Raw genomic sequence first — 24,506 nt, forward strand, 5'->3', positions numbered from 1 at the left:
AAAGTACGGAAGCAGCCTTTCATTTGCTTATTTCAACAAACGGCGATAGCACTTCCAGTAGCGACAGGCCGCCATGTGTCAAAGTTGGGTAGCCTCCTTGACTACGCCATTTTCTTCGTCCCATAGCCAACAAATGAGCCCCGTGAGGACTCTGAATTTGCAAGGCAACCGGAGGAACGAAGGGGCCTGCATCACCATTACCAGCTTTACTACGCCCGCTGGAAAAAGTCTGCTTGAGGTGGGCGGCGACCTCACCACCGGCATCGGGGAAGTAGCCCGTGGCGGCGTAGCCGTGATCCGAAGTAATGACCAAGCGCCGCCCAGTAGCTAGACGCTCCACAAAGGCCCAAAAATCGTCGCCGGAAAGCTGCTGCGCGGCATCCTTGGTCAGCAGCTCCAGCCCCTGACCTGCACCATAGTCATGAAGCTTGGCATCCGGCCAGTGATGCCAGAACACCCAGTTCTTCGCCCCGGACGCACTAACAACCAGACTTTCACAGTCCTTCCAAGGTAGATCGATGGTCTCGGTCTGAGCCGGTTGCAGCTTGTGAGCTAATCCGCCTCCGTTGGCCTGCAATTGACTGCGACTTGCCAAGCCCAGTGCACGGGCGAATTGGTTGGTTTCACTAGGCAACTCAGAGGCGGTAGCTGTAACACCTTGCAGAGTAAAACCGCGCTCTTTGGCGCCTTGAAGCAACCAGGGCAGCTCGCGCAAGCTCAATGCATCCAGAATCAGCACAGCACGAGCTGCACTATTGCCATAACTCTGCTCGGCCCACCATTGAGCAAGACGATCGGAAGTGCGCTCGACCCCGCTAATTTCGGATTGACCGAAACACCGCCATAGATCCCAAGCACTGGAGCCGAGGAACAGATCGAGCTCGCCGATCTCTCGGTCGCGCTTGACAACTTCGCTAGGGGCATTGCCTTCCGCTAACGGCCTGGAGGCAATTTCGACTGCGCGTTCAATGATGAAACGCCACGCGTCCGCAGCGGAGCCTTGAGTCAGGCGCTGCAATATTCCCGCATCCAGCGCCATCAGTTGTCCTCCTTCTCAAGGCTCAGCTCGAAGGTCATGCCGTCGGGCAGCTTCTTGAGCAGCTCCTTGAGCTGCGCGCCGGTGGCGGCAGTCACCTTTATCGTGACTTCACTACCGGCCTCGCCAACGATTTTCAAGGCGTCCACTAGGCGACTATTCGCACTGCCGATGGAAGCAAGTCGAACCTCGTGGACAGGGGAAGCAGGGCCAATGCCCCAGCCTTCAAGCTTGCCGATCAGGTTGAGCGGCGAAGTTGGCGGATTAGAGAGCGGAATGCGAGGTTTGGCAGTGGAGCTTGTGCCACCGCCAAAGATGTCGCCACCATTCGGCGATGTACCGCTGCCGGGAATGTTATCGCCACCGACAGGTGAGGCGGGTGGCGTGGTCGTACCACCGCCAAAGATATCGCCGCCCGATCCATTACTGGAAGCGCCAGCAGGAGACTGCGGCGCGGGTGGCGTGGTGCCGCCGGTCGCGGGCACGGCCGAGGGCTCCATGAGGAAAACCTCATCCAGTTGACGCCCAGTGTAGGAAAGTTTGGGCCGCAAGCGCCGCCATGCAGATTCCTCGTCTTCGCCTGCGTGGGTTTGCAGATGCTCCAGATTGCGCAGATTAATGGCGATCTTGCCGCGTGCGCACAGACGGAGGATGCGCTCCTTCATCGCAGTTTCACCCAGCCAAGGGATGCAGTCCTGACCCGCAGGGCGTGGCTCCTGCAATTCGCGCAGCAGCTTGCCGAGGGACGCATTCTCGGAGGCCGCCTCGAGCACGAGGTCCTCGAAGTCTTCAGGCACGAAAAGATCGTTGGTCAGCGTTTCCTCGATGCCTTCGGGGATTTGCGCACCTTGCTTTTTCAGGTGCTCGACACTGAACAGGGATTGCTGCGGGTTCTGGTGATCGTAGCGGTGCAGAGCAGCGAAACGGTCAAAGCGCTTCTTCAAGTTGTCACGCAGGGTGCCTTCGAATTCTTTGTGCAGTTTTTTGTATTCAGGGTTCTGACCGCTCCATTCCTGCGCCTTCATTTCGGCGCGCGCGAGGATGAGCAGATCTCGATCCAGGAATGCATTAGTGGAACCAGATCGGGGCAACAGGAAGCGAACGGTGTTGCGGCGCTTTTGCAGGTGATCCTTGAGCCAACGACCCAACGTCTGATCGGCTTTTTCCGGTTCTTCCGGCAGTACCAAGACAGGCAAACGGTCATCCCAGCGCTCTGGCTGCTCGGCTTCGTCGAGTGATGTCCATGGGTCTGTCTGCCAGGATCTCGGCAAAGCAATCACGCGGAAATTTTTTGCGACCTCGTCGCTGCCGCCGATGACGTAGCGCACCTGCTTGGCCAGGTGCGCCTGATCGGAGCCATCGGTGAAAAGCTTGTCGTTACGGGCGCAAGCCATCAATCTGGCCCGTGGATTTTCTTCCTCACGGAAGACCAGGCGCGGGCCGTCTTGATGGATGTTGAAACTGTTCTCGACAATCGTCGCCAGCTCGACCTGGAAGGCGTTGCTGTCCACCGGCTTGTTGCGGGTGATGTCCACCTGCAGCGTGGCTGGATCGGCCCCTGCGAGGTTGCCAACAGCAATCGACCGCAGCCACAGCGCCCCCACGATCTCTTGCAGGTGTGGCGCAAGATTGGCGTGGTCGTACACCGCCTCGGTCACCGAGATGATGTTGTGCTGTGCCTTTTCGCGCAGGGTGCGATGGTGTTCGTTGGATACTGAATCCAACAGCGCGCCAATGCCCGAGGTATCGTCATCCAGCCGGAAGTCGGCGGCGGTGAGCACAGGCACGGCTTCGCCACGGCTCTTGTAAAGGTTGGCCAGGATACGAATCATGTCGCGCGCTTCCTGAGCGTCAGTGGCGATCAGCACCTGCTCCTCCAGCAGACGCAACAGGTGCGGTGCATAAGGCCAAGACTCGGTGAATTCGCGGCGCTTGCGCTCCTGCTCGGCCGGCGGCACATCAAGCAGGCGGAAGTATTCTGAGACGTGCTGTGCGACCAGTGACTCAATAGTGCCGTCAGCTATATGAAGACGGTTGTCGAACAAACGGTGCAGCAACATTCGCCGCCGATCCTGCTGGATGCGCTCGGCATTGCCCCCCGCCTTGAAGTCAATGGCTACCGGATTAACACGGTGTACCTGCTGGTAGGCATCGCTTCCACCATTACGAACGGAGATCACGAGCACCAGCAGATCTGGGCGCTCCTTGGCAATCTCCGAAAGGATCTGGATAAAGTTAAACGCCCAGTTCTTCCATGGGTACTGCTTGGTATTGGTCAGGCCGTCATACCAGGTCTGGAACTCATCCAGCAGCAGCATCGTTGGCGTGTGCTCAAGGAGCTCAACGATGAGCTTGTCGGATGGGATATCGGTCTTGGCAGCCCCCATACCCTCCCACTTACCCTTAATGAATTCGCCGCGAGGATGGCGCTCGAACAGCAAATCCCACAAAAATTTGTAGCGCTGGCGGTGAAGGCTCTCGCCAATGACCAACATTCCATTGCGCAAAGCAATCTGACTGACATTGGCATCACCTAGCGTGGCAGCCCATCCCTTTAGCCAGGCCCCAGTCGATATTGGATCGTTAACAGCGTGATATAGAGCAGCCATCAGGTGGGATTTACCCAGACCGCGCTCTCCGATCACTACCACCGGGCGCCCCTGGTTAGGGCCTACAGCCTCAATGCCCTTTAATAGGTCATGGGTCGGATAGGTGATCTCTAGAAACTGCTGTGCGGCGATTTGCGTCGCACCAGTATTTGCGTCGTTGGAGAGCTCGATTGCTGTCCCTTTGAGGCGCTTGCCTCGAAACTCTTCCCGTAAAGTCAATCCAAGCATTATTCAAGCTCCCCAACAAAATTGGCCTCTCGGTCTCTGGCCATGCACCCTGCACCCTGCACCCTGCACCCTGCACCACCAACATGAGACTATGGGCTCGGCTTTTGTGACCAAACAGCCAAAAAGACATCATGGATAAGCCAATCTCAATTGGCAACCAATTGGCAACCAGAAGACCACTTTCCTGGAAGTGCAACAAAACCATCAGGCATAAAAAAATCCAGCCACCGCTAAGTGGCTGGATTTTCTAGGGTTTTTTGGTCGGGACGGAGTGATTCGAACACTCGACCCCTTGCACCCCATGCAAGTGCGCTACCGGGCTGCGCTACGCCCCGACGGGTGTTGCTGGTGCCTTTGGCGTTAGCCGAAAGCGGGAGAGACTATAAACTAAGCATCTGAATTGTGGAAGGTTTTTCTACAAATTCATTTGCGCAGGACGTGGAGTACATCTTCCAGCTCGGCGATCATCTGCTTGATGAGTTGCTTGTACTGGGTGGTGTCGTCCTTGGCTTCTTCGCCGGTCAGGCGCAGGCGTGCGCCACCGATGGTGAAGCCCTGGTCGTACAACAAGGCACGGATCTGGCGGATCATCAGCACGTCCTGGCGCTGGTAATACCGACGGTTGCCGCGACGCTTGACCGGGTTGAGCTGTGGAAACTCCTGCTCCCAATAACGAAGCACGTGCGGTTTGACCGCACAGAGCTCACTGACCTCGCCGATGGTGAAGTACCGCTTGCCGGGTATGACAGGCAGTTCGTCGTTATGACTTGGTTCCAGCATAGGCTTCAACCCTGGCTTTGAGCTTCTGGCCGGGGCGGAAAGTCACGACACGGCGGGCCGTGATCGGGATCTCCTCCCCTGTTTTTGGATTACGACCGGGGCGCTGACGCTTATCGCGCAGATCGAAGTTACCGAAGCCTGAGAGCTTCACCTGCTCATTGAGTTCCAGTGCCTGGCGGATTTCTTCGAAGAAGAGCTCCACCAGTTCCTTGGCTTCTCGTTTGTTCAGGCCCAGCTCATCGTACAGACGTTCGGCCATCTCAGCTTTCGTCAGTGCCCCCATACGCTAGTTCCTTAACGTGGCGTTGAACCTTTGTTCCAGGGAGGTGAGGATGTTTTGCGTGGTGGTGCTCACCTCATCGTCATTTAGAGTGCGCGATGGATGCTGCCAGGTCAAGCCGACCGCCAGGCTTTTTCTAAGCGGATCAATACCTTTACCCTGATAAACATCAAACAACCTGAGGTCGGTGAGCCACTCGCCGGCCTGCTCGCGAATGTCAGCCAACAGGTTCTGGGCCGGCACGTCACGGTCGACCAGCAGCGCCAGGTCACGACGCACTTCGGGGAAGCGCGACAGTTCCTTGAACGCCGGCATGCGGCCTGCGGTGATTTCGCTCAGCAGCAGCTCGAACAGGAACAGCGGCTGATCCAGGCCGAGGGTCTTGGCCAGTTCCGGGTGGATGGCACCCAGGTAACCGACCAGACGCCCTTCGCGCTCGATGCGTGCGGTCTGGCCCGGGTGCAGGGCACTGTGCTCGCCCGGCACGAAGGCGAAGCTGGCGGCGTCGCCTGCGGCGGCCAGCAGCGCTTCCACGTCGGCCTTGGCGTCGAAGAAGTCGACGCTGTCACGGCCATGGGCCCAGCTTTCCGGCAGGCGGCTGCCGGTGATCACGCCGGCGAGCATCGGCTCCTGCTTGAGCTCGTCCAGCTGGCCGACGAAGCGCAGGCCGCTTTCGAACAGGCGCACGCGCGACTGCTGACGGTTGAGGTTGTGCTCCACCGCCTTGACCAGACCCGGCCACAGCGAGGCGCGCATGGCGGCCATGTCGGCGGAGATCGGGTTGGCCAGGGTCAGCGGCTTGACGCCCGGGCTGAACAGCTCGAACAGCTTGGGATCGATGAAGCTGTAGGTGATCGCTTCCTGGTAACCACGGGCCACCAGCAGGCGGCGCAGCACCGGTAGGTCGGCGACGGCCTCGGCCTTGGTCTGCGGCGCCAGGCGCGCCTGCGGGTAACGCACCGGCAGGCGGTTGTAGCCGTAGAGGCGGGCCAGCTCTTCGATCAGGTCGACTTCCAGGCTGATATCGAAGCGGTGGCTCGGCACCTTGACCTGCCACTGCCCTGCCCCACCCTCGACGCTCAGGCCCAGGGCGCCCAGCAGTTTGACGATCAGCTCGTCGTCGAGCTTGAGGCCGAGCATCTGCTCGACGCGCTCGGCGCGCAGGCTGATCGGCGCAACGTTCGGCAGTTGTGCCGGGTCGACCGCTTCGATGATCGGGCCGGCTTCGCCGCCAACGATCTCCAGCAGCAGCGCGGTGGCGCGTTCCATGGCTTCGCGGGCCAGCTGCGAGTCCACGCCGCGCTCGAAGCGGTGCGAGGAGTCGGTGTGCAGGCCGTAGGAACGGGCCTTGCCAGCCACGGCGATGGTGTCGAAAAAGGCGCTTTCCAGGAACAGATCACGGGTGGTGTCGCTGACGCCACTGTGCTCGCCGCCCATCACGCCGGCGATGGCCAGGGCGCGCTGGTGGTCGGCGATTACCAGGGTGTCGGCACGCAGGGTGACTTCCTGGCCGTCGAGCAGCACCAGCTTCTCGCCCTCTTCGGCCATGCGCACGCGAATGCCGCCCTGGATCACGTTCAGGTCGAAGGCATGCATCGGCTGGCCGAGTTCGAGCATCACGTAGTTGGTGACGTCGACGGCGGCATCGATGCTGCGTACATTGGCGCGGCGCAGGCGCTCGACCATCCAGCGCGGGGTCGGCTTGGACAGGTCGACGTTGCGCACCACGCGGCCCAGGTAACGCGGGCAGGCTTGCGGAGCCAGCACGTCGACCGGGCGCACTTCATCGTGGGCCGGGGCGACCGCAGCGATTTGCGGGCGGGTGACCGGGGCGTCGTACAGCGCGCCGACTTCACGAGCGAGACCCGCCAGGGACAGACAGTCACCGCGGTTGGGGGTCAGGTCGACTTCGATGCTGACGTCGTTGAGTTCGAAGTACTCACGGATGTCCTGGCCCACCGGCGCATCGGCCGGCAGTTCCAGCAGGCCGTCGTTGTCTTCGCTGATCTGCAGTTCGGAGGCCGAGCAGAGCATGCCGTTGGACTCGACGCCGCGCAGCTTGGCCTTCTTGATCTTGAAGTCGCCGGGCAGCTCGGCGCCGATGGTGGCGAACGGGATCTTCAGGCCGGGGCGCACGTTAGGCGCGCCACACACCACCTGAAAGGTTTCACTGCCGTTGCTGACCTGGCACACGCGCAGTTTGTCGGCATCGGGGTGCTGCTCGGTGCTCAGCACTTCACCGACGATCACGCCGCTGAAGGCACCGGCCACGGGGCTGACGCTGTCGACTTCCAGGCCGGCCATGGACAGGCGCGCGACCAGCTCGTCACGGCTAGCCTGGGGGCTCACCCAGCTGCGCAGCCACTGTTCACTGAATTTCATGTTGTCTGTTCTCCTGATCGAATTCGATTACGAAACTGCTGGGGGCTAGCGAAATTGCGCCAGGAACCGCAGGTCGTTATCGAAGAACAGCCGTAAATCGTTGACGCCGTAGCGCAGCATGGCCAGGCGCTCGACGCCCATGCCAAAGGCGAAGCCGGAGTATTTTTCCGGGTCGATGCCGCTCATGCGCAGCACGTTGGGGTGCACCATGCCGCAGCCCATCACTTCCAGCCAGCCGGTCTGCTTGCACACGCGGCAGCCTTTGCCGCTGCACATCACGCACTGCATGTCGACTTCGGCCGAAGGCTCGGTGAACGGGAAGAAGGAAGGACGGAAACGCACGCCCAGGGGCTTCTCGAAGAACACGCGGAGGAATTCCTCGATGGTGCCCTTGAGGTCGGCGAAGCTCACGCCTTCGTCCACGAACAGGCCTTCGACCTGGTGGAACATCGGCGAGTGGGTGATATCGGAATCGCAACGGTACACGCGGCCCGGGCAGACGATACGGATCGGCGGCTGCTGGGCTTCCATGGTGCGTACCTGTACCGGCGAGGTATGGGTGCGCAGCAGCATGTTGGCGTTGAAATAGAAGGTGTCGTGCATGGCACGCGCCGGGTGGTGGCCCGGAATGTTGAGCGCCTCGAAGTTGTGGTAGTCGTTCTCCACTTCGGGGCCTTCGGCGATGCCGTAACCAATGCGGGTAAAGAACTGCTCTACGCGCTCCAGGGTACGGGTAACCGGATGCAAGCCACCGGAAGCCTGGCCGCGGCCCGGCAGGGTGACATCGATACGTTCGGCAGCGAGCTTGGCACTCAGGGCCGCCGACTCGAGAATCTCTTTACGGCTGTTGAGGGCGTCCTGGACGCGCTCCTTGGCCGCGTTGATCAGCGCGCCCGCCTTGGGGCGTTCTTCGGCAGACAGGTTGCCCAGAGTCTTCATGACCTGGGTCAGCTCGCCTTTCTTGCCCAGATAGTGAACCCGCAGTTGTTCCAGGGCGTTCACATCGTCGGTGTGACTGACAGCCTCGAGCGCTTGCGAGACCAGCACATCCAGATTTTCCATTTACAGACTCCAGATACGAAACAGGGGAAGAGCTTGAAGGCTCTTCCCCTGTCGATGACGTTTAGAGTCGACCTGCGGGTTACGCCTGTCGCCTCTAGTGCACCGGGAAACCCGGTGATTGTCGGGGACTTAAGCCAGTACGGCTTTCGCTTTCTCGACAATCGCAGCAAACGCCGCTTTTTCGTTCACTGCCAGATCAGCCAGAACCTTGCGGTCGATTTCGATCGACGCTTTTTTCAGGCCAGCGATCAGACGGCTGTAGGACAGACCGTTGATGCGAGCACCAGCGTTGATACGAGCGATCCACAGAGCGCGGAACTGACGCTTCTTCTGGCGACGGTCACGGTAGGCGTATTGACCCGCCTTGATGACAGCCTGCTTGGCAACACGGAATACACGCGAACGTGCGCCGTAGTAGCCTTTAGCCAGTTTCAGGATTTTTTTGTGACGAGCACGAGCGATAACGCCACGCTTAACACGAGCCATGAGTAATTTCCTCTATCTTGACCGAGATTAACGAACGCGCAGCATGCGCTCGACTTTTGCCTTGTCCGACGGATGCATCAGTTCGCTACCGCGAAGTTGACGCTTACGCTTGGTGGACATCTTGGTCAGGATGTGGCTCTTGAAAGCATGCTTGTGCTTGAAGCCCGCAGCCGTTTTGAGAAAGCGCTTGGCAGCGCCGCTCTTGGTTTTCATCTTTGGCATGTTCGTAACTCCGCATTCAGTTGATATAGATAACCATAAGGCCTGCCGTGCCCTGGAGGTTATTTCTTGCGTTTGGGAGCGATGACCATCATTAGCTGGCGTCCTTCCATCTTAGGATGCTGTTCGACGGTACCGTGTTCGGCGAGGTCGGCTTCGACCCGCTTCAACAGTTCCATACCCAGCTCCTGGTGGGCCATCTCACGACCACGGAATCTCAGAGAGATCTTGGCCTTGTCCCCTTCCATCAGGAAACGTACCAGGTTGCGTAGTTTTACCTGGTAATCCCCTTCTTCCGTCCCTGGACGAAACTTGATTTCCTTGATCTGCTGCTGGTGCTGGTTCTTCTTGGCAATGGCAGCTTGCTTCTTCTTCTCGAAGAGGTGCTTGCCGTAGTCCATGATCCTGCACACAGGCGGCTGGGCGTCGGCAGAGATTTCTACCAGGTCCAGCTTGGCCTCTTCAGCGATCCTAAGCGCTTCATCAATAGAGACGATGCCAATTTGCTCACCGTCAGCGCCAATTAACCGAACCTCGCGTGCCGAGATATTCTCGTTGATCGGAGCCTTCGGGGCGCCTCGTTTATCTTGTCTCATATCACGCTTAATAATGATTACTCCAATTCTTGGCGACCACGCCGGGAAACCGCTTGCGCGAGCAATTCAGTGAATTGAGCGACGGGCATGGAGCCCAGATCGGCACCCTCACGAGTGCGCACAGCGACAGTTCTTGTCTCGACTTCCCGATCGCCGATCACCAGCAGATAGGGAACCTTGAGCAAAGTATGCTCGCGGATTTTAAAGCCAATCTTCTCGTTCCTCAAGTCCGACTTGGCACGAAATCCGTTTTGATTCAACGTTTTTTCGACTTCGAGGGCGAAATCGGCCTGCTTGTCGGTGATGTTCATGATCACCGCCTGGGTCGGCGCCAGCCACGCCGGGAACACGCCGGCATAGTGCTCGATCAGCATACCGATGAAGCGCTCGAACGAACCGAGGATGGCACGGTGCAGCATGACCGGGCGCACACGGCTGTTGTCTTCGGCGATATAGCTGGCGTCGAGGCGCTCCGGCAGGTTCGGGTCGTACTGCAGGGTACCGCACTGCCAGTTACGGCCGAGGCAGTCGCGCAGGGTGAACTCGATCTTCGGACCGTAGAACGCGCCCTCGCCCGGCTGGTATTCCCACTCCAGGCCGGATTCGTTCAGCGCATCGGCCAGGGCGCCTTCGGCGCGATCCCACAACTCTTCGGAACCCACGCGCTTGGCCGGGCGAGTCGACAGCTTCATGGCGATGTCGGTGAAGCCGAAGTCCTTGTAGACGTCCAGGGTCAGCTTGATGAAATCGGCCGCTTCTTTCTTCACCTGTTCTTCGGTGCAGAAGATGTGCGCATCGTCCTGCACGAAGCCACGCACGCGCATGATGCCGTGCAGCGCGCCGGACGGCTCGTTACGGTGACAAGCACCGAACTCGGCCAGGCGCAGCGGCAGGTCACGGTAGGACTTCAAGCCCTGGTTGAACACCTGCACGTGGCACGGGCAGTTCATCGGCTTCACCGCGTAATCGCGGCTTTCCGACGAGGTGGTGAACATGTTCTCGGCGTAGTTGGACCAATGGCCGGAGCGCTCCCAAAGGATGCGATCGACGACCTGCGGGGTCTTGATTTCCGAGTAACCGTTCTCGCGCTGCACCTGGCGCATGTACTGCTCGAGCACCTGGTAGACGGTCCAGCCGTTGGCGTGCCAGAACACCATGCCCGGCGCTTCTTCCTGCAGGTGGAAAAGATCGAGCTGCTTGCCGATCTTGCGGTGGTCGCGTTTCTCGGCTTCTTCGATACGCTGGATGTAGGCCGCCAGTTGCTTCTTGTCCGCCCAGGCGGTGCCGTAGACGCGCTGCAGTTGCTCGTTCTTGGCGTCGCCACGCCAGTAGGCACCGGACAGCTTGGTCAGCTTGAACGCCTTGAGGAAGCGGGTGTTGGGCACGTGCGGGCCGCGGCACATGTCCACGTACTCTTCGTGATAGTACAAGCCCATGGCCTGTTCGTCCGGCATGTCGTCGACCAGGCGCAGCTTGTAGTCTTCGCCACGGGACTTGAACACGTCGATGACTTCGGCACGCGGCGTCACCTTCTTGATGACGTCGTAATCCTTGTCGATCAGCTCTTTCATGCGCGCTTCGATGGCGGTCACGTCTTCAGGCGTGAAGGGGCGCTCGTAGGCGATGTCGTAATAGAAGCCATCGTCGATGACCGGACCAATGACCATGCGCGCAGTCGGGTACAGCTGCTTGACCGCGTGACCGACCAGGTGGGCGCAGGAGTGGCGGATGATCTCGACACCCTCCTGGTCCTTCGGCGTGATGATCTGCAGGGTCGCATCGTTTTCGATCAGGTCGCAGGCGTCAACCAGACGGCCGTCGACCTTGCCGGCAACGGTGGCCTTGGCCAGACCGGCACCAATGGATTGCGCCACCTCGAGTACGGATACCGGGTGATCGAACGAACGCTGACTGCCATCGGGAAGAGTAATGGTGGGCATGGCGCCTCCTCTCCTAGTGGTGACCTCTACCAAAGGCCACATGGGTTGGGATGAGCCAGTAAGCGATCCGGTGGCGTATCTGCCATACAGAGGCAGGGGCCGTGAGGCCAACCGAGAACGAACCGCAGTCACTGGAGGATGTGAAACGGTGGATGCTTTCAGAATCACGCGGGCCTGACAAGGCAAACCGGCCATCTTCGAGAAATTCCGAAGCACCGGGCGCAACCCGCGACGGGAACGCAAAAACGACGAGCAAAAAAAATGGCCGCCGAAGCGACCATTTAAAGAATTTGGTAGGCACAATTGGATTCGAACCAACGACCCCCACCATGTCAAGGTGGTGCTCTAACCAACTGAGCTATGTGCCTGCTGTGGGTGCGCATTCTACGGAGCAGCGAAAAAGAGTCAACACCTTTTTTCGCTAACTGACTAAAAAAACTGAGTTTTTTTGATTTGGTCGGTTTGGATGCCCTGCCCCTTGGCGCGAGGCTGCTGGAAATTCCTGGGTATCGCTTCGCTCGACCCAGGCTACTGGCTGAGTTCGCCCTACAGCTACGAGTGGCCACCGTTGCGGTTTGACCTACGGACTAATCTGTGGGAGCGGGCAGCTACTTCGGCTCTAGGGTTCGGCCACCAGAGGCCACGCCTTCCAGCATCGCTACAAAAAACGGCGCTCGATGAGCGCCGTTCGTTTTCCCGCAAGTACCACTACTGAACCGGACAGGCCACAGGAGCGGCGCACTGCTCACTGGTGGTGCCCTGCTTGCCAATCACGCTGAAGCGCTTGTCGTCCGGCTTCAGGCGCTGGGCGCACTGGCGGGCGCTGGCGGCTTCAGCCTTGCAGCCGCGCTCGTCGAGCACCTGGGACAGGTTGAACCAGCCGGGCGCGAAATCAGCCTGGCGGCTAACGCTCTCGCGAAACGCCGCTTCGGCGCCGCGCAGGTCACCACCTGCATAGCGGCTGTTGGCCAGGGCGAACCAGCCTACGGCCTGTTCGGGCCAGCGCTGGGTCGCGGTGCGGTAAGCGTGCGGGGCAACGTCCTTGCGGCCAACCTCTTCCAGATCCGCCGCGGCTTTGAGCCATACGGTCGGCTCGGCAGTGGCGGGCAAGGTGTCGGGCGGCACGGTGACCACGGCCCAGCGATTGCCACGGGCCCAGGTTTTGTCGAAGGCGGCGAACTCGGTCACCCAGCGGCGGGTAGTACCGGAGCGTAGGATGAGTTTCTCTTCACGGCGGTCGTAGCCCACCAGCACTGCGAAATGCCACTGTGGGTACCAGTCGAAGCCCAGGTTCTGCAGCACCAGCACGGGGTTGCCGGCGGCGACCTCGGCGAGCAGCGAGTCGAGCTTCGGCTTGAGCGGGTAGACGAGCAAATCGTGAGATCGCGCCGCAGCGACCATCTCGACCTGCAGGCTGCCTTCGCGGCCAGGAATGTAGACCTGATCCTGCAGGAAGCCCGGCGTGGTCAGCACACCGCGCTGGTTGAGCATGGTCGCCAGGGCGGCCGGCCCACATTGGTAAGCGCTCTGCGGATAGAAGGGAACGCTGCTGAGCTCGACCCGCTCAGGCAGGCGCTGGGCGTCCGGTGACAACACCGGAGACCTGGCGCACGCACTGAGCAGAACGATCAGAAGTGAAACGGAGAGCAGTCTTAGCGATTTATGCATTTCACGAAACTGAAGATGTCGGTGGCGCAGAGCATATCGGTGATGATGAAGATCACCAAGAACAACACGATCACGCCGACCACGCCGGCACCGGCCGGGGCTTCAGACAGTTGCTGGTTGAATTGCGCGAGTTCGGCACTGGTCAGGTTGTTGATGCGGTTCTCTACCTGATCACGCTCCACACCCATGGCGAGCAGCTTGTCCTTGACCTGTTGATCATCGAGCATCGACAGCAGCTGCTGACGGTCGACCTGCTGTTGCTGCTCGGTCAGCACTTCACCCGTGCCGATCATCGCGGCATTGGCGAGTGGAACCTGAGCGATCATCAGGACATGGAACACTGCCAGCATGGCAGCCAAGCGACGAAAGAACGGGGATTTGGTCATTTTGGTATCTCCTTATCAACCATCATCCTAGACCCGTGTGGCACACAGCCAGTTCCGCCTATATCTGCTGCCCGCTCGCCCTCCCCTACACGCCTGTAATTGCGCGGCCTGCAGCCGCATCGGCCGCCCCTGAGCAAAGGCCTTTCTCCATTAACCAAAAGCTCAGTCCATGGTGCCCAACTCGCTGCTCAGGTAATCGAGAAAACAGGTGATGCGCGAGGTTAGCGCCGTGTTGCGGTAGTACACGGCGTGGATCGGCTGGCGAACCTCCACGGTGTGCTCGGCGAGCACCTGCACCAGGTCGCCACGGCTGCGGTCGAGGTGGGTCATGAAGTCCGCCAGGCAGACAATCCCCACGCCCTCCAGCGCCAACTGCCGCAGCGTTTCGCCGCTGGAGGCCTGCAAGGTCGGCACGATGTCCAGGCTTTCGCCCCCGGCGTGGCGCAGTGGCCAACGGTTGAGGCTGTCGGGCTGGGTGAAGCCTAGCAGGCTATGGCCTTGCAGCGCGGCGACGCTAGCGGGCGCGCCATGGGCGGCCAGGTATGAAGGGCTGGCCAGCACCCGCAACCGGCTGCTGCCCAGCGGCCGCGCATGCAGGGTCGAGTCGCGCAATTGGCCGATACGGATGGCCACGTCGGTGCGCTGCTCGATGAGGTCGATGATCTGGTCGCTGCTGTGCAGCTCCAGCTCGATGTTCGGGTAGCGCTCGCGAAACCCCTTGATCAGCGGCACCACGGCATGCAGCACGAACGGCGCCGCAGCGTTGACGCGCAGCCGCCCGGCTGGCGTTTGCCGGCGCACGCGCATCTGTTCTTCGGCCTCCTCGACGCTGGCGAGGATGCGCCGCGCCTGGAGCAGAAAAGCCTGGCCCTCCTCGGTCAGCTCCAGGCGCCGGGTGGTGCGCTGCAGCAGGGTGACATCAAGCTTCTCCTCCAGCCGGCTGAGGGCGCGGCTGATGCCCGAAGCGGTCTGCCCCAGTTGCTGGGCGGCGGCGCTGATCGAGCCGGCGGCGACCACGGTGCTAAACGCGAGGAGTTCGTCGAGGGAGGTTTTCATGGCGGCATTCGTGACCGGGCAGCAAATATGTTTGCCATGAAACGCGGTTTTTCTGCACAAGTCCACGTTCCATACTCACTCGCCAATCCAGCGCAACAAGCGCTGGGCAGTGCTGTCAGCTACAGACAGTCGTTCATTTCACAGGAGACTCCCATGCCACAGATTCCCGCCCTCGGCCTCGGCACCTACCGCCTCAAGGACCAGCAGGTCATCGACTCGGTACGCAATGGCCTGGAGCTCGGCTACCGGCATATCGATACGGCACAGATCTACGGCAACGAAGCCGAGGTTGGCCAGGCCATCGCCGATGGCGGCGTGCCGCGCAGCGAACTGTTCGTCACCACCAAGATCTGGGTCGACAACCTGGGCGCCGACAAGCTGATCCCCAGCCTCAAGGAGAGCCTGCACAAGCTGCGTATGGAGCAGGTCGACCTGACGCTGATTCACTGGCCGTCGCCAGACGATGAACTCCAGGTCGCCGAATACATGGCCGCCCTGCTGGAAGCCAAGGCTGCCGGCCTAACCGCGCAGCTGGGCGTTTCCAACTTCACCAACGCGCACCTGCAGCAGGCTATGGAAGTGGTCGGCGCGGACCAGATCGCCACCCACCAGGTTGAGATCCATCCGTTCCTGCAGAATCGCAAGGTGGTCGAATTCGCCCAGGAACACGGCATTCACCTGACCGCCTACATGCCACTGGCCTATGGCAAGGTGATGACCGATCCGGTGATCCAGGAAATCGCCAGCCGGCATGCCGCCAACCCGGCGCAGGTTGCACTGGCCTGGGCGCTACAACAGGGCTTCGCGGTAATCCCCTCGTCGACCAAACGCGCCAACCTGGAGAGCAACCTCGGCGCCTTGAAGCTCACCCTCAGCGACCAGGACATGGCCGCCATCGCCGGACTGGAGCGCGGCGAACGCCTGGCCAATCCGGACTTCGCGCCGCAGTGGGACTAAGTGCTCGGCTCAGAGCCTGTTCACGACCTTTATACGCCTGAAGCAGCAACTACAAGGCAGAAGCAGCCACTAAAACCGACCTGTGGGAGCCCCGACCTCGGGGCGAAACGATTGCAGCCTCACTGCCTATTTTGGCGGTGCCTGAGCGAATCGCCGCGAGGTCGCGGCTCCTATCGAAGCAGGCTCGGCTCGTAAGGTGGATCGGGGCGTAGCTGACGCTTCGCCTACGCAGCTCGCCCCGTCCACAGCTCCGAAACCCGCAATGGTGGATGAAAAAAGCGTCCATCCACCCTACATCCGATACAGCCAGTTAGCTGCCAAAATCCGCGAGCCCGGGCTGAACGATTATGAGCAGGCTCTCAGAAGTCGACCCTGCCCCTGCCCGCCTTGATCGCCCCACGCTTGGCCTTGCCTTCCAGCCGGCGCTTCTTCGAGCCGAGGGTTGGTTTGGTCGGGCGGCGGGCCTTTTCGGTCTTGCCGGCCGAGCGGATCAGTTCGGCCAGTCGCTCCAGGGCATCGGCGCGGTTCTGCTCCTGGGTACGGTACTGCTGGGCCTTGATGATCACCACGCCATCGGCGGTGATGCGGCTGTCACGCATGGCCAGCAGCCGCTCCTTATAGAAAGGCGGCAAGGACGATGCCTGGCTGTCGAAGCGCAGGTGCATGGCGCTGGACACCTTGTTGACGTTCTGCCCGCCCGCGCCCTGGGCGCGAATGGCGGTGAGTTCGACTTCATCGTCTGGCAGATGAACGCTGTTGGAAATGACCAGCATGGGGCGCCTTGTTTCGAGTGGGCGTGCAGGATAGCCCAGGGTAGACGCCAGCATGGCTGAAACCTTTGCTTGAAATTTCCCTCTACGCCCCTTGAGGCGCTCAAGTAAGTTAAGCGACCCGCCCTCCCAGCCTGCGAGAACACCCATGGATTCGATCACCCAAGCCGTACTCGGCGCCAGCATCCAGGGCGCGCTGTTGGGGCGCTGGCAGGGCCGCAAGGCCCTGTTGTACGGCGCCGTGCTGGGCACCCTGCCAGATCTCGACGTGGTCATCGACTACGGCGACTCGGTGGCGGCGATGACCTACCACCGCGGCTTCAGCCACTCGCTGTTCGTGCTGACCGGCTTCGCCCTGCTGCTGACCTGGCTGCTGCGACAATGGCGGCCCAACCCCGGCTACTCGTCACGGCGATTGTTCCTGGCCATCTGGCTGGTGTTGATCACCCACCCTCTTCTCGATGCTTTCACCAGTTACGGCACGCAACTACTCTGGCCGTTCGCACCGACGCCGGCGGCCTGGTCGAGCATCTTCATCATCGACCCGATCTACAGCCTGCCGCTGCTCGGCGCGGTGATCTACGGGCTGATCGCTGGTTTGAAGGACAAGGCCAACCCGGTGGTCAACTGGGCCCTGGCGTTTTCCACGGTCTATCTCGCCTCGACCCTGGGCGGCAAGTACATGGCCGAACATCGCGTGGAGCAGGAACTGGCGCGCCAGGGCATCGAAGCCGAGGCCATCTTCAGCTCGCCGACACCCTTCAACACGCTGTTGTGGCGCGTGGTGGCCATCGAGGACGAGGATTATCACGAAGCGCTGGTTGGCTGGTTCGACAGTGCGCCGCCAGTACTGGAGCGCATGCCGCGCGGTGCGGCGCTGGGCCAGGCCCTGGACGATTCCCACGCCCACCAGCGCCTGAAGTGGTTCACCAATGACGTGCTGCGTTACGACCGCATCGGCGATCACCTGGTGGTCACCGATATCCGCCTGGGCATGACCGGCTTTCACCCGTTCCGCTTCGACTTCGCCCATTGGCAGAACGGCGCCTGGCAGGTGCAACCCTATATCGAGCGCTGGCCTTCGGAACGCGGCGACATGCAGCGCCTGGCCCTGCTCTGGCAGCGCATCTGGCAGCCGTCAACACCCGTGCCACTGGCTTTGTGGGCCAGCGAGCTGAGCGTCGATCCCAAAGGTGACGGCCCGTCCGACAGCGACCTGGCCCCAGGCCGCAAAGCCGCCAGTTCCGCGAACGACAAAGGCGACCCGGCGCTGTAACGGCGCCAGGCTGCGGTAGGCGGGAAGTCACCCCGGGTATCGCAGGCTCGACCCGAGCCGCCACTGCAGCCCGCAACATCAGCCCAGACCGTAGCCTGGGTGGAGCGAAGCGATACCCAGGAAGCCTTCTCCCGGGCATCCGCGATGTCAGGTCCGGAACTGCCGCACTAGCCCCTGCAGTTCGACGCCCAGGCGCGCCAGTTCGGCGCTCGAGGTGGCGGTCTGCTGGCTGGCACTGGCGCTCTGCTCGCCGATATCACGCACCCGGGTGACGCTTTCGCTGATGGTTTCCGCCACGGCGCTCTGCTCTTCCGCGGCGGCGGCGATCTGCTGGTTCATCTGCTCGATGGTACTGACCGCCTGGGTGATGCGGCCGAGGGCATCGCCCGCCTCGCCGGCCAGGCCCACGGTGCGCTGGGTCAGCGCGCGACTGCCTTCCATCTGCGTGGCCGCGCCGTCGGCGAGGCGCTGCAGGTTGGCGATCAGGTTCTCGATTTCCTGGGTCGAATCGTGGGTGCGGCGGGCCAGCGCGCGCACCTCATCGGCCACCACCGCGAAGCCGCGGCCCTGGTCACCGGCGCGTGCGGCCTCGATGGCGGCGTTGAGCGCCAGCAGGTTGGTCTGTTCGGCCACCGCGCGAATCACTTCCAGCACGCTGCCGATGCGCCCGCTTTCCTGATTCAGCGCCTGCATGGCCTCGGCCGACTGCTCGACTTCCTGGGCCAGCTTGCCGACCTGGCCGATGGCCTGCTGCACCACCTGGTTGCCCTGCTGCGCTTCGCGGTCGGCATCGGCGGCGGCCAGCGAGGCCTGCTCGGCGTTCTGCGCCACTTCCTGCACGGTGGCGGCCATCTGGTGCATGGCGGTGGCAGTCTGTTCGGTTTCCACCTTCTGGGTCTGCACGCCGGCACTGGTCTGGGCGGTAATGGCCGACAGTTGCTCGGCAGCCGCGGCAATCTGCCCGACACCGGTGCCGATGCGGCCGACCAGATCGCGCAGGCTACTGGTCATGCCCTGCATGGCCTCGAGTAACTGGCCGAGCTCGTCGCGGCGGTTCTGCGGCAGATCCTGGCTCAGGTCGCCGCCAGCGATACGCCGCGCGAACTCGACGGTCTGACGCAGCGGCGCGACGATGGAGCGGCTGATGGTGAAGGCAGCGAACAGGCCGATCAGCACCGCCGCGAGGCCCATGCTGCCGAGCAGCAGCATGGCGCTGCGGCTATCGCCGCTCATGGTCTGCTCTTCGATGTTCTTGGCCTGCTCGGCCAGTGCCAGAACCTGGTCGGCCTGCTTGAGCATGGCGGCATCGCTGGCCAGACTTTGCTCGTGCACCTGCTGGAAATTGGTGAACGCTTGCTGATAGTTGGTCAAGGCCACCAGCGCCGCTTCGATGGCGCGCTTCTGGTCATCGTTGAGCCAGACCATCAGGCCATTGGCCGAGGACTGCAGGTCGTAGCTGACGAAGTTCCAGTCCTCCAGCGCCGAGGGCGAGCCATCGATGATGAACTGGCTCTCGTGGCTGCGCAGTTCGAGCATGCGCTTGCTGAGGTTGGAGGCGGTCTCGGCCAGGGTCAGCGGGTCGCTGCCGCGCAGTTGGTCACCGGCCAGGCGCAACTCGCGCACGGCGTCGTACATGCCCAGTTCGATCATCTCGAACTGGCTGCGCGCCTCCTGGGCGGCCTCGCCCATCTGGGTGCGGGCCTCGTTGGCGCGCACCTGCTGCTGCACGCTGGCGTCGAACTGCTGCAGATAGTCGGCGGTGGCGGTATCCATGGCCTGCAGGCGCTCACGCTCGGCAGGCGTGGCGCTGGCGATCTGTTCGGCCAGGCCGGCACGCACCTTGGCGAGCTGCTCGCGCATGCGCTGGGCATCGGCTTCGCTGTGGCTGATCGCGTAGTCGCGCTCCATGCGCCGGGCGCCGAGGATCTGCGCGTCGATGGTCGACAGCGATACGGACTGGGCATGACCTTTCATCACCGCCTGCACGGCAACGAAGCCACTGGCCGTCACGGCAACGGTCAGCAGCAATACCAGGCCAAAACCGACCAGAAGTTTCTTGCCTACGGAGAGGTCGACGAACAGTCGAGTGGCAGAATGCAACATCCAAGCGGCTCCATTTGTTTTTATAGATTGCAGTGCGCGGACAGGTTGATGACCGCGCGACTCATGGCGTCAGCCAGTTAATCGGCCGCAAGGGGCAAAGCCTGAGCGAAAAAAAACCGATCACTGGCGCCATCAAGTCGCCACTATACCGCCACGAGCCCGTACGCATGGCCAAGCCTGCGACAAAAGGTTACAGCGCGTACGTGGGAGTCGATGATTAGGCACAAATGCCACCCGCAGCATTGCGCTGCGGGTGTGGGACGAATCTCAGCGAGCCAGGCGGCGCTGGCGGATCTGGTAGCAACCCCAGATGAACAGCAGCCAGAACGGAATGGCGAACACCGAGATGCGAATGCCGGGGATGAACAGCATCACGCCCAGGATGAACAGCACGAAGGCCAGGCACAGGTAGTTGGCAAAGGGGAACCAGAAGGCCTTGAACGACGGCTCGACGCCCTTGGCCTGCATGGCCTTGCGGAATTTGATGTGGGCCAGGCTGATCATCGCCCAGTTGATCACCAGGGCGGCGACCACCAGGGACATCAGCAGCTCCAGCGCGCTCTTGGGCACCAGGTAGTTGATCACCACGCAAATCAGCGTGAACAGCGCCGAAAAGAAGATCGCCAGTACCGGCACGCCGCGCTTGTCGACCTTGAGCAGCGCCTTCGGTGCGTTGCCCTGCTCGGCCAGGCCGTAGAGCATGCGGCTGTTGCAGTACACGCCGCTGTTGTAGACCGACAGCGCCGCGGTGAGCACCACGAAGTTGAGCAGGTGCGCGGCGGTGTCGCTGCCGATCAGCGAGAAGATCTGCACGAAGGGGCTGCTGCCGTAGGAGTCGCCGCCAGCGGTCAGGGTCGCCACCAGATCGTCCCAGGGATGCAGCGACAGCAGCACGGTCAGTGCGCCGATGTAGAAGATCAGGATGCGGTAGACCACCTGATTGATGGCCTTGGGAATCACGGTTTTTGGCTGGTCGGCCTCGGCCGCGGTGATGCCCACCAGCTCCAGGCCGCCAAAGGAGAACATGATGATGGCCATCATCATCAGCAAACCGGAAACCCCGTTGGGGAAGAAGCCGCCGTGGCTCCACAGGTTGCTGACCGAGGCCTGCTCACCGCCCGCGCCACTGAACAGCAGGTAGCAGCCGAGCAGGATCATGCCCATGATCGCCACCACCTTGATGATCGAGAACCAGAATTCGGCCTCGCCGAACACCCGCACGTTGGTCAGGTTGATGGCGTTGATCAGCACGAAGAACGCCGCCGCCGTTGCCCAGGTGGGGATTTCCGGCCACCAGTACTGCACGTACTTACCCACCGCGGTCAGCTCGGCCATGCCCACCAGCACGTAGAGCACCCAGTAGTTCCAGCCGGACAGAAAGCCGGCGAACGGCCCCCAGTAGCTATGGGCGAAGTGGCTGAACGAGCCGGCCACCGGCTCCTCGACGATCATCTCGCCAAGCTGGCGCATGATCAGAAAGGCGATGAAACCGCCGATCGCATAACCGAGGATCATCGATGGCCCGGCAGAGGCCATGACCCCGGCCGAGCCCAGGAACAGGCCGGTACCGATGGCACCGCCCAGGGCGATCAACTGAATGTGGCGGTTCTTCAGGCCGCGCTTGAGCGGGCCGGTCTGGAGCATTTCGCTTGGCATCTGTCACCTGTGGGTGATCGACCGTGACGGGATCGAACCCGCCCGGCTCGTGGCCTTGCGGAATGGCTTGGGTGCTTGCGGTTACTGCGCGTCGGGCTGGGCATCCGGCGCGGCATGCCGGAATGCTTCAAGGGCCTCACAACGGGCGGTCAGCGCGAGGATGCGTGGGTACGCATCGAGGTCACAGTCGAAACGGCGCGCATTGTACACCTGTGGAACCAAACAGGCTTCCAGATAGCCAGGCCGCGTGCCCAGGGAAAATGTATCGCCGTACGCCGCCAACCCCTGCTCCACCGCTGCCAGTCCTTCGGCCACCCAATGGCGGTACCAGGCGTTTTTCGCCGCGTCGTCCACGCCCAGCTCGCGGCTCAGATACTGCAGCACCCGCAGGTTGTTGAGCGGGTGCACGTCACAGGCGAGATGCAGCGCCAGGGCGCGTACCTGGGCACGGGCGACGGGGTCGGCCGGCAGGATGGCCGGCACCGGGAAAATCTCCTCCAGGTACTCGATGATCGCCAGGGACTGGGCGATGGGCACCCCGCCGTTTTCGTCGTCCACCAGCAGCGGCACCAGGCCCTGGGGATTCAGCGCCTGGTAAGCCTGGCCATGCTGCTCGCCGCCATCGCGCACCAGATGCACCGGCACCTGTCGATAAGCCAGGCCCTTGAGGTTGAGGACGATACGCACCCGGTAGGCAGCGCTGGAGCGCCAGTAGCCGTATAACGTCAACATATGAACCTCCGTACCTAAGCTACCTCTGCTAGAAGGCAATCGAACCCCCACGAGAGACCAACCCTGTGGGAGCCCCGACCCGGGGCGATTCTCGCGGTCGACTCCGATCTGACGTCAAGCCGACCTTCGCTTCACACCAGGCGTTGTGCCCTTACTTGAGTTATGGATAGCGCTCCACCTGCTGGTCGATGGCACCGAAAATGCTCGCCCCGGCGGCATCGAACATCTCGATGCGTACCCGGTCACCGAACTTGAGAAATGATGTCTTCGCCTCGCCCTGCTCGATTACTTCGAGCATGCGCTTCTCGGCCAGGCAGCTGGAGCCGGCGCTGCGGTCGTAATTGGAGACGGTGCCCGAGCCGATGATGGTGCCGCTGCCCAGGGGCCGGGTGCGGGCGGCGTGGGCGATCAGGGTCGGGAAGTCGAAGGTCATGTCGGTGCCTGCATCCGGCTGGCCGAACAGCGCGCCGTTGATGTGCGACACCAGCGGCCGGTGCACGCGCCCGTCGCGCCAGCTATCGCCCAGTTCGTCCGGGGTGATCGCCACCGGCGAGAAGCTCGACGACGGCTTGCTCTGGTAGAAGCCGAAGCCCTTGCCCAGCTCGCCGGGAATCAGGTTGCGCAGCGACACGTCGTTGACCAGCATCAGCAGTTGGATATGCCCGGCCGCCTGGGCCGGCGTCGCGCCCATGGGTACGTCATCGGTGATCACCGCCAGCTCGGCCTCCAGGTCGATGCCCCAGGCCTCGTCACCCAGGCGAATCGGCGCGTGGGGCGCGATGAAGGTGTCCGAGCCGCCCTGGTACATCAGCGGGTCGTGCCAGAACGACTCCGGCATCTCGGCACCCCGCGCCTTGCGCACCAGCTCGACGTGATTGACGTAGGCACTGCCATCGGCCCAGTGATAAGCACGCGGCAGCGGGCTGTGGCAGGCGCTCTGATCGAAGTCGAAGGCTTGCGCCTCCAGCCCGTCGTTGAGGCGCTGGTACACCGCTTCGAGCTGCGGGCGTTTGCTCGCCCAGTCATCCAGGGCGGCCTGCAGCGTCGAGGCGATCTGCGCCACGCGCACCGCGCGGGTCAGGTCGCGGGAAACCACCACCAGGGCGCCATCGCGGCCCTGGTTCAGCGATGCCAGTTTCATCAGGACTCCTCTCCTGGCGCGCGCCAGGAATTCACGTATTCGGCGACATCCACGGCAGCAGCGGCGTCGGTCACCTCCAGGGCACGGCGGGTGTCGATCATCACCGCCACTTCTTCGGCGAAGGTGGCCGGGTCGGTCTGCGCCTTCTTCAGCGCCTTGGGATGTGGGCCGTGGGGAAAGCCGCACGGGTGCAGGGTGACCATGCCGGCCTCGATGTTGTCGCGGCTGAAGAAGTTGCCGCGGTGGTAGAACAGCACTTCGTCGTAGTCGTCGTTGTTATGGAAGAACGGCACCTTCAGCGCGCCGGGGTCGGACTCAACCGGCCGCGGCGTGAAGGTGCAAACCACGAAACCCTTGGCCACGAAGGTGGTGTGCACCGAAGGCGGCAGGTGGTAACGATGGCTCATCAGCGGACGGATATCGCGCCAGTTCAGCCTTACCACCGTGTTGTCGCCATGCCAGCCCACCGCATCGAGGGGGTTGTAGGGATAGGTCACGGTGCTGATCTGGTTGCGTCGTTTGATTCGGACCTGCCAGGTGTTTTCGTCCTGCTGAGCCTTGAAGGCGTCGTCGATATGCGGGTGATCGAGCACCGCGGGGTCGAAGATCGCCTGGCCGCCGAGCAGGCCCTTGTCCGGCAACTGGTAGGCACCGTCGGTGTTCTCGACCAGCAGGAAATGACTCGGCGCAGTCGGCTCCAAACGCCAGGCGGTGCCGCGGGGAATCACCAGGTAATCGCCGTCACGGTATTCCAGGTGGCCGAAATCGCAATGGAAGTGGCCGGCACCGTCGTGCACGAACAACAGCTCGTCGCCGTCGCTGTTGCGCACCAGGTGGCGCATGGCGCTGGCGGTCTTCCATACGCGCAGGCGAATGTCGGCGTTGTGCAGGGTCAGCGGCGCCTCGAACGGACAGTCGTGCTCGCTGGGAATCCTGTTGAAGTTGAAGGCGTGGGGGCGCAGCGGCCCCTGCCAGTCGATCCAGCCGGTGGGCGGATGCTTGTGGTGCAGGTGCGTCACCGGGCCGAAGAAGCCCTCGCGGCCCATTTCCCGTTCGTAGGTATCGGCGGGAAAATCGCAGTGGGCCTGGCGCGAGTGCTCGCCTTCGCGCAGGGGAAAGCTGATCCATTTACGGCTCATGGCC

The 24,506-nt window shown here is 62.0% G+C and carries 21 protein-coding genes, 2 tRNA genes and 1 pseudogene; 2 read left to right on the forward strand and 22 right to left on the reverse strand.

Annotated features, from left to right (window positions below; translation table 11 throughout):
- Positions 1 to 19: 19 nt before the first annotated feature.
- The 15 genes from BVH06_RS10300 to BVH06_RS10370 all read right to left on the reverse strand — a co-directional run bounded on the left by BVH06_RS10300 (position 20) and on the right by BVH06_RS10370 (position 14,728).
- Entirely contained in the window at positions 20 to 1,039 is a 1,020-nt protein-coding gene (locus tag BVH06_RS10300) for a hypothetical protein (RefSeq protein WP_075934015.1), read from the reverse strand.
- Positions 1,039 to 3,873 carry a DUF499 domain-containing protein gene (locus BVH06_RS10305; RefSeq protein WP_075934016.1) on the reverse strand — a complete coding sequence of 945 codons (2,835 nt, stop codon included), beginning with the start codon at positions 3,871 to 3,873 and terminating at the stop codon, positions 1,039 to 1,041. The genes BVH06_RS10300 and BVH06_RS10305 overlap by 1 nt, the downstream gene beginning before the upstream one ends.
- A gap of 258 nt (positions 3,874 to 4,131) precedes the next feature.
- Positions 4,132 to 4,208, reverse strand: a tRNA-Pro gene (locus BVH06_RS10310).
- An 88-nt stretch (positions 4,209 to 4,296) separates the two neighbouring features.
- Positions 4,297 to 4,653 carry a MerR family transcriptional regulator gene (locus BVH06_RS10315; RefSeq protein ID WP_013791840.1) on the reverse strand — a complete coding sequence of 119 codons (357 nt, stop codon included), beginning with the start codon at positions 4,651 to 4,653 and terminating at the stop codon, positions 4,297 to 4,299.
- A complete protein-coding gene (gene ihfA, locus BVH06_RS10320; RefSeq protein WP_013791841.1) occupies positions 4,634 to 4,936 on the reverse strand; it encodes an integration host factor subunit alpha in 303 nt (100 codons plus the stop codon). Before ihfA ends, BVH06_RS10315 begins: the two co-directional genes overlap by 20 nt.
- 3 nt (positions 4,937 to 4,939) lie before the next feature.
- The gene (pheT, locus tag BVH06_RS10325; RefSeq protein WP_075934017.1) at positions 4,940 to 7,315 is read right to left on the reverse strand and encodes a phenylalanine--tRNA ligase subunit beta; all 2,376 of its coding nucleotides are present in this window, start codon (positions 7,313 to 7,315) and stop codon (positions 4,940 to 4,942) included.
- Positions 7,316 to 7,360: 45 nt separating this feature from the next.
- On the reverse strand, positions 7,361 to 8,377 hold the full coding sequence (gene pheS, locus BVH06_RS10330; protein WP_075934018.1) for a phenylalanine--tRNA ligase subunit alpha: 1,017 nt from the start codon (positions 8,375 to 8,377) through the stop codon (positions 7,361 to 7,363).
- A gap of 129 nt (positions 8,378 to 8,506) precedes the next feature.
- Positions 8,507 to 8,863, reverse strand: coding sequence for a 50S ribosomal protein L20 (gene rplT / locus BVH06_RS10335; RefSeq protein ID WP_013791844.1), 357 nt, complete (start codon positions 8,861 to 8,863; stop codon positions 8,507 to 8,509).
- A gap of 27 nt (positions 8,864 to 8,890) precedes the next feature.
- Entirely contained in the window at positions 8,891 to 9,085 is a 195-nt protein-coding gene (gene rpmI, locus BVH06_RS10340; protein WP_013791845.1) for a 50S ribosomal protein L35, read from the reverse strand.
- Between the two features lie 59 nt (positions 9,086 to 9,144).
- Positions 9,145 to 9,696 (reverse strand): translation initiation factor IF-3, encoded by a 552-nt coding sequence (gene infC, locus BVH06_RS10345; protein ID WP_170833973.1) that lies wholly within the window; start codon positions 9,694 to 9,696, stop codon positions 9,145 to 9,147.
- A complete protein-coding gene (thrS, locus tag BVH06_RS10350; protein WP_075932575.1) occupies positions 9,696 to 11,618 on the reverse strand; it encodes a threonine--tRNA ligase in 1,923 nt (640 codons plus the stop codon). Before thrS ends, infC begins: the two co-directional genes overlap by 1 nt.
- 291 nt (positions 11,619 to 11,909) lie before the next feature.
- A tRNA-Val gene (locus tag BVH06_RS10355) sits at positions 11,910 to 11,986 on the reverse strand.
- A gap of 340 nt (positions 11,987 to 12,326) precedes the next feature.
- Positions 12,327 to 13,286 carry a PA2778 family cysteine peptidase gene (locus tag BVH06_RS10360; protein ID WP_075934019.1) on the reverse strand — a complete coding sequence of 320 codons (960 nt, stop codon included), beginning with the start codon at positions 13,284 to 13,286 and terminating at the stop codon, positions 12,327 to 12,329.
- Positions 13,271 to 13,672, reverse strand: coding sequence for a PA2779 family protein (locus BVH06_RS10365; protein WP_075934020.1), 402 nt, complete (start codon positions 13,670 to 13,672; stop codon positions 13,271 to 13,273). Before BVH06_RS10365 ends, BVH06_RS10360 begins: the two co-directional genes overlap by 16 nt.
- A 162-nt stretch (positions 13,673 to 13,834) precedes the next feature.
- Positions 13,835 to 14,728 (reverse strand): LysR substrate-binding domain-containing protein, encoded by an 894-nt coding sequence (locus BVH06_RS10370; protein WP_075932578.1) that lies wholly within the window; start codon positions 14,726 to 14,728, stop codon positions 13,835 to 13,837.
- Between the two features lie 153 nt (positions 14,729 to 14,881).
- Here BVH06_RS10370 and dkgB point away from each other — a divergent pair, with 153 nt between their 5' ends.
- Positions 14,882 to 15,685, forward strand: a complete 804-nt coding sequence (dkgB, locus tag BVH06_RS10375) for a 2,5-didehydrogluconate reductase DkgB (RefSeq protein WP_075932579.1) — start codon at positions 14,882 to 14,884, stop codon at positions 15,683 to 15,685.
- Between the two features lie 359 nt (positions 15,686 to 16,044).
- Here dkgB and arfB read toward each other — a convergent pair whose 3' ends face one another.
- Positions 16,045 to 16,458 (reverse strand): alternative ribosome rescue aminoacyl-tRNA hydrolase ArfB, encoded by a 414-nt coding sequence (gene arfB, locus BVH06_RS10380; RefSeq protein WP_075934021.1) that lies wholly within the window; start codon positions 16,456 to 16,458, stop codon positions 16,045 to 16,047.
- 145 nt (positions 16,459 to 16,603) lie between these two features.
- Here arfB and BVH06_RS10385 point away from each other — a divergent pair, with 145 nt between their 5' ends.
- Entirely contained in the window at positions 16,604 to 17,731 is a 1,128-nt protein-coding gene (locus BVH06_RS10385; RefSeq protein ID WP_075934022.1) for a metal-dependent hydrolase, read from the forward strand.
- A gap of 147 nt (positions 17,732 to 17,878) precedes the next feature.
- Here BVH06_RS10385 and BVH06_RS26270 read toward each other — a convergent pair whose 3' ends face one another.
- The 6 genes and pseudogenes from BVH06_RS26270 to BVH06_RS10410 form a co-directional block, all read right to left on the reverse strand.
- Complete coding sequence (locus tag BVH06_RS26270; protein WP_371915280.1) at positions 17,879 to 18,751, reverse strand: methyl-accepting chemotaxis protein; 873 nt, start codon at positions 18,749 to 18,751, stop codon at positions 17,879 to 17,881.
- Positions 18,734 to 19,834: pseudogene (locus BVH06_RS26275) on the reverse strand (HAMP domain-containing protein); the annotation flags it as partial. The pseudogene BVH06_RS26275 and the gene BVH06_RS26270, both read right to left, overlap by 18 nt.
- Before the next feature lie 267 nt (positions 19,835 to 20,101).
- Positions 20,102 to 21,490: an amino acid permease gene (locus tag BVH06_RS10395; protein WP_075934024.1), complete on the reverse strand. Its 1,389-nt coding sequence runs from the start codon at positions 21,488 to 21,490 to the stop codon at positions 20,102 to 20,104.
- A gap of 81 nt (positions 21,491 to 21,571) precedes the next feature.
- Positions 21,572 to 22,222 carry a maleylacetoacetate isomerase gene (gene maiA, locus BVH06_RS10400; protein ID WP_075934025.1) on the reverse strand — a complete coding sequence of 217 codons (651 nt, stop codon included), beginning with the start codon at positions 22,220 to 22,222 and terminating at the stop codon, positions 21,572 to 21,574.
- Positions 22,223 to 22,382: 160 nt separating this feature from the next.
- Complete coding sequence (locus tag BVH06_RS10405; protein WP_075934026.1) at positions 22,383 to 23,363, reverse strand: fumarylacetoacetate hydrolase family protein; 981 nt, start codon at positions 23,361 to 23,363, stop codon at positions 22,383 to 22,385.
- The gene (locus BVH06_RS10410; protein ID WP_075934027.1) at positions 23,363 to 24,502 is read right to left on the reverse strand and encodes a homogentisate 1,2-dioxygenase; all 1,140 of its coding nucleotides are present in this window, start codon (positions 24,500 to 24,502) and stop codon (positions 23,363 to 23,365) included. The genes BVH06_RS10405 and BVH06_RS10410 overlap by 1 nt, the downstream gene beginning before the upstream one ends.
- Positions 24,503 to 24,506 lie beyond the last annotated feature (4 nt).

Origin of the sequence: Pseudomonas sp. PA27(2017) (assembly GCF_001945445.1) — a bacterium.
Lineage (GTDB): Bacteria > Pseudomonadota > Gammaproteobacteria > Pseudomonadales > Pseudomonadaceae > Aquipseudomonas.

What these genes read in the sequence shown, in the direction of transcription:
- BVH06_RS10300 (WP_075934015.1), bottom strand. Translation starts at nt 1,039, where the DNA reads ATGGCGCTGGATGCGGGAATATTGCAGCGCCTGACTCAAGGCTCCGCT.
- BVH06_RS10305 (WP_075934016.1), bottom strand. Translation starts at nt 3,873, where the DNA reads ATGCTTGGATTGACTTTACGGGAAGAGTTTCGAGGCAAGCGCCTCAAA.
- BVH06_RS10315 (WP_013791840.1), bottom strand. Translation starts at nt 4,653, where the DNA reads ATGCTGGAACCAAGTCATAACGACGAACTGCCTGTCATACCCGGCAAG.
- ihfA (WP_013791841.1), bottom strand. Translation starts at nt 4,936, where the DNA reads ATGGGGGCACTGACGAAAGCTGAGATGGCCGAACGTCTGTACGATGAG.
- pheT (WP_075934017.1), bottom strand. Translation starts at nt 7,315, where the DNA reads ATGAAATTCAGTGAACAGTGGCTGCGCAGCTGGGTGAGCCCCCAGGCT.
- pheS (WP_075934018.1), bottom strand. Translation starts at nt 8,377, where the DNA reads ATGGAAAATCTGGATGTGCTGGTCTCGCAAGCGCTCGAGGCTGTCAGT.
- rplT (WP_013791844.1), bottom strand. Translation starts at nt 8,863, where the DNA reads ATGGCTCGTGTTAAGCGTGGCGTTATCGCTCGTGCTCGTCACAAAAAA.
- rpmI (WP_013791845.1), bottom strand. Translation starts at nt 9,085, where the DNA reads ATGCCAAAGATGAAAACCAAGAGCGGCGCTGCCAAGCGCTTTCTCAAA.
- thrS (WP_075932575.1), bottom strand. Translation starts at nt 11,618, where the DNA reads ATGCCCACCATTACTCTTCCCGATGGCAGTCAGCGTTCGTTCGATCAC.
- BVH06_RS10360 (WP_075934019.1), bottom strand. Translation starts at nt 13,286, where the DNA reads ATGCATAAATCGCTAAGACTGCTCTCCGTTTCACTTCTGATCGTTCTG.
- BVH06_RS10365 (WP_075934020.1), bottom strand. Translation starts at nt 13,672, where the DNA reads ATGACCAAATCCCCGTTCTTTCGTCGCTTGGCTGCCATGCTGGCAGTG.
- BVH06_RS10370 (WP_075932578.1), bottom strand. Translation starts at nt 14,728, where the DNA reads ATGAAAACCTCCCTCGACGAACTCCTCGCGTTTAGCACCGTGGTCGCC.
- dkgB (WP_075932579.1), top strand. Translation starts at nt 14,882, where the DNA reads ATGCCACAGATTCCCGCCCTCGGCCTCGGCACCTACCGCCTCAAGGAC.
- arfB (WP_075934021.1), bottom strand. Translation starts at nt 16,458, where the DNA reads ATGCTGGTCATTTCCAACAGCGTTCATCTGCCAGACGATGAAGTCGAA.
- BVH06_RS10385 (WP_075934022.1), top strand. Translation starts at nt 16,604, where the DNA reads ATGGATTCGATCACCCAAGCCGTACTCGGCGCCAGCATCCAGGGCGCG.
- BVH06_RS26270 (WP_371915280.1), bottom strand. Translation starts at nt 18,751, where the DNA reads ATGCAGGGCATGACCAGTAGCCTGCGCGATCTGGTCGGCCGCATCGGC.
- BVH06_RS10395 (WP_075934024.1), bottom strand. Translation starts at nt 21,490, where the DNA reads ATGCCAAGCGAAATGCTCCAGACCGGCCCGCTCAAGCGCGGCCTGAAG.
- maiA (WP_075934025.1), bottom strand. Translation starts at nt 22,222, where the DNA reads ATGTTGACGTTATACGGCTACTGGCGCTCCAGCGCTGCCTACCGGGTG.
- BVH06_RS10405 (WP_075934026.1), bottom strand. Translation starts at nt 23,363, where the DNA reads ATGAAACTGGCATCGCTGAACCAGGGCCGCGATGGCGCCCTGGTGGTG.
- BVH06_RS10410 (WP_075934027.1), bottom strand. Translation starts at nt 24,502, where the DNA reads ATGAGCCGTAAATGGATCAGCTTTCCCCTGCGCGAAGGCGAGCACTCG.